This window comes from Rhodoplanes sp., assembly GCF_013377085.1.
Lineage (GTDB): Bacteria > Pseudomonadota > Alphaproteobacteria > Rhizobiales > Xanthobacteraceae > Rhodoplanes.
Map to the genome: position 1 here is coordinate 47,912 of NZ_JACAAX010000044.1, position 9,407 is coordinate 57,318.

The 9,407-nt window shown below is 71.0% G+C and carries 10 protein-coding genes; 5 read left to right on the forward strand and 5 right to left on the reverse strand.

The genetic code is table 11. The features are described 5' to 3' along the window. Window positions 1-4: 4 nt before the first annotated feature. From HXX10_RS24095 to HXX10_RS24105, 3 genes are all read right to left on the reverse strand, one after another. Complete coding sequence (locus tag HXX10_RS24095) at window positions 5-295, reverse strand: DUF2312 domain-containing protein (protein ID WP_296525813.1); 291 nt, start codon at window positions 293-295, stop codon at window positions 5-7. 147 nt (window positions 296-442) lie between these two features. Further along, the gene (locus HXX10_RS24100; RefSeq protein WP_296525814.1) at window positions 443-730 is read right to left on the reverse strand and encodes a HigA family addiction module antitoxin; all 288 of its coding nucleotides are present in this window, start codon (window positions 728-730) and stop codon (window positions 443-445) included. Between the two features lie 5 nt (window positions 731-735). Beyond that, complete coding sequence (locus tag HXX10_RS24105) at window positions 736-999, reverse strand: type II toxin-antitoxin system RelE/ParE family toxin (RefSeq protein ID WP_296525815.1); 264 nt, start codon at window positions 997-999, stop codon at window positions 736-738. 139 nt (window positions 1,000-1,138) lie between these two features. Between HXX10_RS24105 and HXX10_RS24110 the strand changes: the two genes are divergently transcribed. Continuing rightward, window positions 1,139-1,456, forward strand: a complete 318-nt coding sequence (locus tag HXX10_RS24110) for a hypothetical protein (RefSeq protein WP_296525816.1) — start codon at window positions 1,139-1,141, stop codon at window positions 1,454-1,456. Between the two features lie 99 nt (window positions 1,457-1,555). Beyond that, window positions 1,556-2,629, forward strand: a complete 1,074-nt coding sequence (locus HXX10_RS24115) for a carboxysome shell carbonic anhydrase domain-containg protein (RefSeq protein WP_296525817.1) — start codon at window positions 1,556-1,558, stop codon at window positions 2,627-2,629. 258 nt (window positions 2,630-2,887) lie between these two features. Here the strand turns inward: HXX10_RS24115 and HXX10_RS24120 are convergent, their stop codons facing one another. Together HXX10_RS24120 and HXX10_RS24125 are read right to left on the reverse strand one after the other, a co-directional pair. Continuing rightward, entirely contained in the window at window positions 2,888-4,444 is a 1,557-nt protein-coding gene (locus HXX10_RS24120) for a S8 family serine peptidase (RefSeq protein WP_296525818.1), read from the reverse strand. Window positions 4,445-5,312: 868 nt separating this feature from the next. Further along, complete coding sequence (locus HXX10_RS24125) at window positions 5,313-5,969, reverse strand: hypothetical protein (RefSeq protein WP_296525819.1); 657 nt, start codon at window positions 5,967-5,969, stop codon at window positions 5,313-5,315. A 110-nt stretch (window positions 5,970-6,079) separates the two neighbouring features. Here HXX10_RS24125 and HXX10_RS24130 point away from each other — a divergent pair, with 110 nt between their 5' ends. The 3 genes from HXX10_RS24130 to HXX10_RS24140 all read left to right on the forward strand — a co-directional run bounded on the left by HXX10_RS24130 (window position 6,080) and on the right by HXX10_RS24140 (window position 9,269). Next, a complete protein-coding gene (locus tag HXX10_RS24130; RefSeq protein WP_367142022.1) occupies window positions 6,080-6,433 on the forward strand; it encodes a GNAT family N-acetyltransferase in 354 nt (117 codons plus the stop codon). Window positions 6,434-6,506: 73 nt separating this feature from the next. After that, complete coding sequence (locus HXX10_RS24135; protein WP_296525820.1) at window positions 6,507-7,292, forward strand: SDR family NAD(P)-dependent oxidoreductase; 786 nt, start codon at window positions 6,507-6,509, stop codon at window positions 7,290-7,292. Window positions 7,293-7,631: 339 nt separating this feature from the next. After that, entirely contained in the window at window positions 7,632-9,269 is a 1,638-nt protein-coding gene (locus HXX10_RS24140; protein ID WP_296525821.1) for a cache domain-containing protein, read from the forward strand. Window positions 9,270-9,407 lie beyond the last annotated feature (138 nt).

Here is a 9,407-nt window from a genome sequence, read left to right on the forward strand (position 1 = left end):
ACGATCAGGCGGCCTTCTTCTTCGCCGACCCGGCGCTCGGCACGGCCGCGTTGGTGATGGCCGCGAGGTAGATGTCGAGCAGCGTCTCGCGCTCGTCGCGCTCCTTCTGGTCCTGCTTGCGGATGCGGATCACCTCCCGCAGGATTTTCACGTCGAAGCCGTTGCCCTTGGCCTCCAGGAAGATCTCCTTCTTGGCCTCGTTCAGCTCCTTGATCTCCTCGTCGATGTGCTCGATGCGCTCGACGATGGTTCGAAGCTGGTCGCCCGCGATACCCGTGACGTCCGATCCGCTCATGGTTTACTCCTGGTCAACGCGACGGCGAAAAACTGCGCCATTCGGCGGCGCCCGGCAAGGCGAGCGCGCCGGTGTGGTTGATGGTTTACTAACGGGCGACGAGCGGGCCAGGGCACCGACGGCCGGGATGCCCTGTTCGATTCGTCCTCATGCCGCATCGGCCGGGCGGACGCGCCGCGTGATCTCCGGCCCCCGCTCCTTCTCGACGATGGCGATGTCGTACTGGCTCTGGAGGTCGAGCCAGAACTGCGGGGCGTTGCCGAACCAGCGGCCGAGCCGCACGGCCGTGTCGGCCGAGATCGAGCGGCGGCCGTTCAAAATATCGGTGATCCGACCCGACGGGACGCCCAGGTCGAGAGCGAGCCGATTGGCACTGAGGCCCCGCGCCGCCAGCTCACGTTTCAGCAGCCGACCCGGATGTGCGGCAGGAGGCATGGCATTCATCCCTTGTGGTCATCGACGATCTCGACGTCGTAAGCGTCACCCTTTCGGAAGGTGAAGCAAATCCGCCAGCGTCGATTGACCGTCATGGCCCATTGTCCCTTGCGATCGCCCTTGAGCCTGTGCAGGCCGAGGCTCTTGAGCGGGCCGAGGTCGTTCGGTCCCTTGGCGACATTGAGGGCCAGCAGCAAATCCGTAGCGGCATCGAAATCGAGCCCCCGCAACTGGTTCGGCCGCTCGCCGTCCCAGACCTTGCGGGTCACGGAGTTCCGCCACGACCGGATCATGGCAAAAATATAGTACGCGGCGCGGTCGACCTCAACGCGACTCCGGCTTCCGCCCGATCATTGTCGTTCGGACGGCCGGGCTTATAGTCCGGGAACAAACCCTTGCAGGTGCCGCATGACCGAGATCATCACCCGGGACGAATTTACCCAGCTCGCCGCACGCCTCGACGTGCTGGAGCGCGAGGTCGACGGCGAGAAGATGGTGACGCGCCACGTCCTCGCCGAGACGCGGCGCACCAGCGACCGGATGCTCGGCCTGGAGGCGCGGCTCGACCGCATGGACGGCAAGGTCGACGATCTCGGCAGGAAGCTCGACGACGCCGTCCGCCGGCTGGCGGCGGTCGACGGCAAGGTCGCGGCGCTCACCGCCGCCCTGCCCCGGATCATCGCCGACGCGCTGCGCACGGCGCTGCGAGAGCGCGACGGGCGCTGACGCCGCCCCACCTCCCCCGACGGACGCAGAGCGAGACGACCGCAACCGGTGCGATTATACTCTCCGGAAAAGGCCGACAAGCGCCACCGGGAGGACGCCATGCGGGACATCCACAGGAAGCCCATCGCCGAGCGCATCGACTGGGTGTTCGACCTCGCCCGCCGTCACGGCGAGGCGTTTCGCAGCCCGGAGGCGTGGCTGGCGCGCGAGCGCTATCTGGCCGAGCACCCCACCGCCATCGCGGTGCTGAAATGCATGGACGGCCGCATCAACATCCCGGTCGCCACCAACACGCCGACCGGCATCCTGATGCCGTTCCGCAATCTCGGCGGCATCTTCGACCTCGGCTGGCCGCATCTCGGCGAGGTGCTGGCGCATCACGTCTCGCGCATGACCGGCGCCGGCCGCCGCGTGCTGTTCCTCATCACCTATCACTGGTCGAAGGGCGACCCGCGCCGCGGCTGCGCCGGCTTCGGCCACGACACGGCGGCCGCCATCGCCCACACCCGCGAGGTCCGCGGCCAGGTCGAGCACATTTTCGGGCGCGGCCACGGCACCGTCTATCCGCTGGTCTGCGGCTTCGAGACCGACGAGGACGCGCTGGTGATCCACGGCGCCGACGGCGCCGCGCTCGATCTCGCCGGCTGCTCGGCCGCCGATGCGGCGACGCTCGAGCCGCGTCTCGCCGCGCTCCTCCCCGACATGCCGGCGCAGATGCGCGCCGACCTGCTGCCGCTGCTGCGCGGCAACCTCGAGCACATCGCCCAGGTGCGCGAGCAGGCGCGGCGGCAGGAGCGCATGCTCGACGTCGAGCACCGCGAATGGATGATCTGCCTGGGGCGCGGCTTCGACTTCCTCCACACCCCCAATCTGGCGCTGATCATCGGCCCTTACAGCCCGGACCTCGCCGACCCGCTCCGCAAGGCCGCCGCCATCATCGTCGACAACATGGCGGCCGGCCGCATCCCCGACGACGGTTTCCTGCTGCTGGCGTCGGTGCCCTACGACGAGATCGGCGTCGACCGGGCACGGGCCGAGCTGAAGTCGCTGTTCCTGTCGCGCTTCGCCGCCGGCGTGCTGCGCGAGGAGTTCGGCCCGCTCGCCGGCAAGATGACCAAGCAGACGGCCGTGCTCGACTGGCGCTCGCGCGCGCTCGAGCTGATCGACGACTGAGACCAGTCTTCATACACTCCGACTCGTCATGCGCGGGCTCGACCCGCGCATCCATCGCTCGAAAGAAGAGGTTCTTTCGAAGATCGATGGATTGCCGGGTCAAGCCCGGCAATGACGATGAAGGTCGAAGACAAAGACGGTTGGTGTGATACCGGATCCGGCTGATCAGTTCGGCTGACATCAGTTTTTCTGAATCCGAGCTGATCACTCGGATCCTTCAGGAGCCCACGTCAAACGGCGAGCTCTCCCCGCCGGTCGCTATCGCGCCGCCTGTCCCGAGGCCTGGGCCGGCTGCGCCGCCCGGGGCGTCGCCGCGGTCGCTGCAGCCGCGGCGGCGGGCGCCGCCGGCTTCGCCGGCGTATCGGAGGCGACGGCCGGCTCGGCCGTCGCGGGCGGCTCGAAGGTCAGTGCCTTGACCGGATCGACCAGGCCGGCGCCGGTCTGCACCGCCGTGGAGCCGGGCAGCGCCACGGCGCTGCCGGCCAGAATGGCGCGCACCTCGTCGGGCGTGAGATCCGGCCGTTTCTCCAGCATCAACGCGATCACGCCGCTCACATGCGCGGCCGCGACCGAGGTGCCGGTGGTGAGCTGATAGGCGCCGTTCGGCGCCGGCACCAGAACGTCGACGCCGGGCGCCGCGATCGCCACGTGCTTGCCGCGGTTGGCCTGGGCGAACGGCTTGTCGGTTCGGTCGGTCGCCGTCACGGCGATCACGTCGGGGTCGGCGGCCGGATAGAGCGGCGGCGATTTCGGCCCGGCATTGCCGGCCGCGGCGACCAGCACGATGCCCTTGTCGTAGGCCTCGTGCAGCTTGCGCTCGATCATCACGTCGTAGGGGCCGGCGAAGCTCATGTTGATGATGCGCACGCCGCGCCGGATGGCGTGGTCGAGACCCTTGAGAATCTGGAACGTGGTCGCCTCGGGCCCGCTGTTGCGCTCGTCGAAGGCTTTTATGGCGATCACGGTCGCGGCCGGGGCGACCCCGCGCAGCCGAAAGCCCGACAGGATCGCGCCGGCCATGCCGGTGCCGTGCAGATGCGGCCGCGGCGGCGTGGCGGCCGGATCGAAGCGCTCGACCACGGCGCCGTGCATGTCGGGATGGCGGGCATCGACGTCGGAGTCGATGACGGCGATCGATATGGCACGGCCGCGCGAAAAAGCGTGCGCCTCGCCGAGATGCAGCTTTTCCACCGTGTACTGGCCGGGATCGCCGGCCGGCAGCGGCGCATCGGCCGTGGTCGCAGCAGCCGCCGGGGTGGCGGACTCTTGGGCCACGCCGGCGGGGGCCGGCGCCGCAGCGGGTGCGAGATCGCCCGCCGGAACGGCCGCCGCCTGGTCGAGCCGGTAGACATAGTTCGGCTGCGCCGCGGCGACGATCTGGTCGCGCTCGAGGCCGCTGATCACGTCGCGGACGTCGCGTCCGTCGGCGGCGCGGAACTGGTAGAGCGTGCGGCCGCCCGCCGCGAAGCTGTGCGACTCCACCACGGCGATACCGAGCCGGCGGGCCGCCGCCTCGACATCGGCGCGCGGCACCGTGTCGGCGATCTGCACCACCACCTCGCGCGGGATGTAGCGGGTCTCGCCGACCGGCGGCAGGCCGCTGTAGACGCGCTCGTGCTCGCTGCGGCCGATGCCCAGGCCGGGCGGCGGGCCGGCGCTGGGCGGCGGCGGCACGTAATAGCGCTGCCGTATGCCCGCCCACGCGGCGGCGGCGGGCGAGCGATAGGGTCCGGGCGCAAATCCCGGACGCCCGAAGCCCGGGCCCGGCACCGTGCCGGGACCCGGCACCGTACCGGGACGAGCGCCGGGAGGCATCGCGCCTTGTCGATTGGCTGCCGGCAAGGCACCGCCGGGCCGCGGCAGTGCGTTGCCGCGCGGCAGCTCATTTCCGCGCGGCAGTGCCGCCGTCTGGCCGGGGCCCTGACCCGGCCGGGCGGCCGGTCGCATCGCGTCGGGCTGCGGCAGCGTCCCGGGACGCGGCAAAGCATTGCGGGCCGGCAGTCCGGCGGGACGGGAGAACGCTGCAGGCTGCGGAGACGGAGCGGCGGAGGCCCGGACCGACGGCGGCATGCTGGCCGCCGGCGGTGAGCCGAAACGCGGCCCTTGCGGGCCGGGCGGCCCGGAGGCGGCCGGTGGCGCGCCGGCGGGACCACGCATCGTCGGGACCGGGCCGGGCGACGCCGAAGCGGCCGGCCCCGTCACCGGGGCACCATAGGCGGGCGTACGCATCCCGGGTGCGCCGGCCGGCGGGATGCGGGCGAGCGGACCGCGAACGACTGGGGCCTGAGCGCCCGGCATCCCCGGCCCCTGCGCGCCCAGACGTACCGGAACGCGCGCAAGCGGCACGCGCGGCACGGGTTGACGGGCCGTCGCGCCGGGCCGGTTGCGGTCGACGTGCTCTGCGCTTTGGGCGGATGCGGTCTCGTCGAAGGCAGTCAGGCCGCAGGCGGCGACCAGCAGGGCCGAAAGCGACAAGACCCAGGCGGCCGCCCGCCGCCGTGCTCCGGACTGCGTCCCGGCCGAAACGGTCCGGCGGACCGATCTCTCCGTCACCACCCGCCCCTGTCCGACTCGCGGCGGCAAACGGTGTTCCGCCGTCACGATCTCGTATGGTCACGATCTCCTCTCGGCCGCGGATACGCCGAGATTGTGACCGATGGCGCCCCGGCCGAGGTCCGAAGCCTCACGGCTCCGGCCGCAAAATGTCGCGCCCGGCCAACAGCGCCTGGACCAGCTCGGCGCCCGTGCAGGCGAGCGCGCCGTCGCCGCGAAAGAACTCGTCGCGCAGCTCGGGGCGCAGCTCGTCGGCCCAGCGGCTGCGGCGCAGCGCCACCTGGGCGTTGTCCGAGCCGTTCCAGCCGCGCGCCGCGATATGGCCGCCGACGCTCGCCACCGCGCCGTCCTCGACCACCATGCGCTCGGCATGCACGTCGCCGCCGATCGCCAGATGGCCGTCCTCGCCGGTCGCCACGATCAGGCCGGCCGTGACGTTGCGGTCGACGACCAGATCCATGCGGCCGACCGCGACGGCCCGGCAATGCAGGCTGCCGCGCACCCACAGGAAGGCCGGGTGGGCGCCGGCCCGCCGGTTGACGACGGCGCCGAACAGCTCGAGATCGCCGTCGACCACGATGCCGGCGACGCTCGCCGAGACCAGCCCGTCCATGTCGAGATCGCCGGCCGCCACCGCGTGGTTGCCGCTGTAGCGCACCACCAGCAGCGACGGCCGCGGCGACGCGATGACGATGTCGTCGAGCGTCGTGCGGTCGCCGAAATGCGCTTCGAGATCGAGGCCCTCGCGCGCCTCGTCGAGCGGGATAGAAATGAATCCGAATGCCATGCCGTCCCCGTGGCGGAACCGGACCGCAGGACGTTGGTCGCAGTCGTGCCGCCCAAGGTTCAGAGGCCGCCCGGCGCGGCCAGCCGGAGCGCGCCGAGGAGCGGCTGGGAGTGCTGCCTTGCGCCGGCGCGGCGACACCCTATCTCGCAGGGATGAGCGACACGGTCCGCGACAACCCCGCCCTCTCCCGCTTCGAGCTCGGCACCGGCGACGACCTGGCGGTCGCCGCCTACCGGATGTCGGGCGACACCATCACGTTCACCCATACCGAGGTGCCGCCGGCGCTGCGCGGCGGCGGATTGGCGTCGCGGCTGGTGCGCGGGGCGCTCGACCAGGCCCGCGCCCGCGGCCTGCGCATTGTGCCGCTCTGCTCGTTCGTCGCCGCCTATGTGGCGCGCCATCCGGAGGACCGCGATCCGGCGTCCGACCGCCGCGCCGACGCGGCACCGGCCGGACGGGTCTGAGCAGCCGCGCCGCGGCCGCGCCGCAATGCCCCCGCAGCCTGGGCGGAGTTCAGCCAGGGTTCAGGAGTCCCCCATGCATGTCGACCTCTCCGGGCTGCGCGCCCTCGTCACCGGCTCGACCAAGGGGATCGGCCACGCCGTGGCGAAGAAGCTCGCCGCCTGCGGCGCCACGGTCGCCGTGAACGGCCGCCGCGACGAGGACGTCGCCGAGGCGATCGACAGCATCCAGGCGGCCGTGCCGGAGGCCGAGCTTTTCGCCGCACCGGGCGACGCCGCGACGGCGCGCGGCATCGTCGCCATCACGCAGGCGGCCGGCGCGGTCGACATCCTGGTCAACAATGTCGGGATCTTCGAGGTGAAGGACGCCTTTGCGATTCCCGACGAGGACTGGCAGCGGATGTTCGAGACCAATGTGATGTCGGGCGTACGCCTCACCCGTCATTACGGCCCGCGCATGCGCGAAAAGGGTTTCGGCCGCGTCGTCTTCGTGTCGTCGGAATCCGGCATCCAGATCCCGACCGAGATGATCCATTACGGCTTCTCGAAGTCGGCGGACCTCGCGCTGATGCGCGGCTTCGCCCAGGCGCTCGCCGACACTGGCGTCACCGTCAATGCCGTGCTGCCCGGCCCAACCCGCACCGAGGGCGTCGAGGCGATGTTCGCGGCGGACGGACGGCCGATGACGGCCGAGGGCGAGCGCGCCTTCATCGACGAGGCGCGGCCGACCTCGATCATCAAGCGGCTGATCCGGCCGGAGGAGATCGCCGACGTGGTGGCGTTCCTGGTGTCGCACGAAGGCGGTGCCATCACCGGCTCGCCCGTGCGGGTCGACGGTGGCCTGGTGCTGTCGATCACCTGAGCGGACGAGACCGGCGAACGCCCCGCCGCGCGCCACCTTGGCGAATCTGCATACGTGTCATCACCTGATCAGATGATCGTTCCCCGGCCATTTTCAGTCGATCTTAACAGACCCTGGATCAATAGTCGGAACAGGACCAAACGTCCCGGACTCGTCGAAGGCACGGGTCCGAACCGCAACCGATTCTGATTCCAGCCATCGACTGCCTTTCGGATCCCGAACCGTCCCTGCAGCCGTCATCCGTCCGATCCTCGCTGCCGTCCCCACGGCCGGCGGTCTGCACTGGAGCATGCTGTGAAACGTTTCGATCTTCTCGCGCGCATGTCTTTGCCGACCAAGATGTCCGCTCTCACGGTGCTCGGCATCGCGCTGCTCTGCATCGGCCTGCTCGGCGTGGTCTACTCCCAGGTCGACCGCGAGCTGCGGGCCCAGGCACAGACCCGCCAGGAGTCCAACATGCGCGTCGCCTGGGAGGTGCTGCGCAACAGCGGCGCGCTGCGGCTCGCCGGCGACACCATGACGGCGGGCTCCCGCACCCTCAACGGCGACACCGAGCTGGTCGACCGCATCCGCACGCTGGTGGGCGGCACCGCCACCGTGTTCCAGCGCGACACGCGGATCACCACCAATGTGCTCGACGCCAAGGGCGCCCGCGCGGTCGGCACCAAGCTCGTCGGCCCCGCCCATGACGCCGTGCTGGTGCGCGGCATTCCCTATCGGGGCGAAGCCGACATTCTCGGCGTGCCCTATTTCGCCGCCTACGACCCGATCAAGGACGCCTCCGGCACCACCATCGGGGTGCTGTTCGTCGGCGTGAAGCAGAGCGAGTTCCTCAGCGTGCTCGACGCCCTGCTGCGCAGCATCGCCCTGCAGGCGCTCGCCGCCGCCGTGCTGATCGGCGGTGGCCTCTATGCGGTGCTGCGCTGGCAGACGCGGCCGCTCGCCGCGCTCGCGCAGATCATGGGACGCCTGCAGAACGGCGACCACACCGTCGTCGTCCCCTCGCTCGACCGCGGCGACGAGGTCGGCCTGATGGCGCGCGCCGTCGAGGTGTTCAAGGAGCACGCCGTCGCGCACGAGCGGCTGGAGGCCGAGCAGAAGCAGGCCGAGGCGCGCGCCGCGGAGCAGCGCAAGGCCGACATGGTGCAGCTCGCCGATCGGTTCGAGACGGCGGTCGGCGGCATCATCGGCTCGGTGTCGGCGTCGGCGACCGAGCTCGAGGCGACGGCCGGCACGCTCACCCGCACGGCCGACACGACCCAGCAGATGTCCGTGACGGTGAGCGCCGCATCCGAGGAGGCCTCGGTCAACGTCCAGGCCGTCGCGGCGGCGACCAACGAGATGACCTCGTCGATCCACGAGATCGGCCGCCAGGTGCAGTCCTCGAGCCGCATCGCCGACGCGGCGGTGAGCCAGGCGGCGAGGACGGACGCCCGCATCGGCGCGCTGTCGACCGCGGCGCAGCGCATCGGCGACGTCGTCGCGCTGATCACGGCCATCGCCGAGCAGACCAATCTGCTGGCGCTCAATGCGACGATCGAGGCGGCGCGCGCCGGCGAGGCCGGCCGCGGCTTCGCCGTGGTGGCCAACGAGGTGAAGGCGCTGGCCGCTCAGACCGGCAAGGCGACCGGCGAGATCGGCGCCCAGATCTCCGGCATGCAGGCGGCGACCCAGGAGTCGGTCGCGGCCATCAAGGAGATCAGCGGCACGATCGGCCAGATCGCCGAGGTGTCGTCGGCGATCGCGGCCGCGGTCGAGCAGCAAAGCGCGGCGACGGCGGAAATCTCGCGCAACATCCAGCAGGCGGCGTCGGGAACAACTCAGGTGGCGGAGACCATCACGGCGGTGAGCCGCGGCGCCGAGGAGACCGGGGCGGCCTCCGGCGACGTTCACGTCGCGGCCGGACGGCTCGCCGACGAGAGCAACCATCTTCGGTTGGAGGTGGAGAAGTTTCTCGCCACGGTGCGGGCCGCCTGAACGCCACAACGGACGCCGCGACACGCGCCCGCTGACGCGACATCGAGACGCAGCGGTCGATCGATACGCAAAGGGACATCGCAGTGCGATGTCCCTCATACGCAAAGGGACATCGCGGTGCGATGTCCCTCATACGCA

Coding starts and splice junctions, on each gene's coding strand:
- HXX10_RS24095 (WP_296525813.1), bottom strand. CDS start 295: ATGAGCGGATCGGACGTCACGGGTATCGCGGGCGACCAGCTTCGAACC.
- HXX10_RS24100 (WP_296525814.1), bottom strand. CDS start 730: ATGCCTCCTGCCGCACATCCGGGTCGGCTGCTGAAACGTGAGCTGGCG.
- HXX10_RS24110 (WP_296525816.1), top strand. CDS start 1,139: ATGACCGAGATCATCACCCGGGACGAATTTACCCAGCTCGCCGCACGC.
- HXX10_RS24115 (WP_296525817.1), top strand. CDS start 1,556: ATGCGGGACATCCACAGGAAGCCCATCGCCGAGCGCATCGACTGGGTG.
- HXX10_RS24120 (WP_296525818.1), bottom strand. CDS start 4,444: ATGCCTCCCGGCGCTCGTCCCGGTACGGTGCCGGGTCCCGGCACGGTG.
- HXX10_RS24125 (WP_296525819.1), bottom strand. CDS start 5,969: ATGGCATTCGGATTCATTTCTATCCCGCTCGACGAGGCGCGCGAGGGC.
- HXX10_RS24135 (WP_296525820.1), top strand. CDS start 6,507: ATGCATGTCGACCTCTCCGGGCTGCGCGCCCTCGTCACCGGCTCGACC.
- HXX10_RS24140 (WP_296525821.1), top strand. CDS start 7,632: ATGTCCGCTCTCACGGTGCTCGGCATCGCGCTGCTCTGCATCGGCCTG.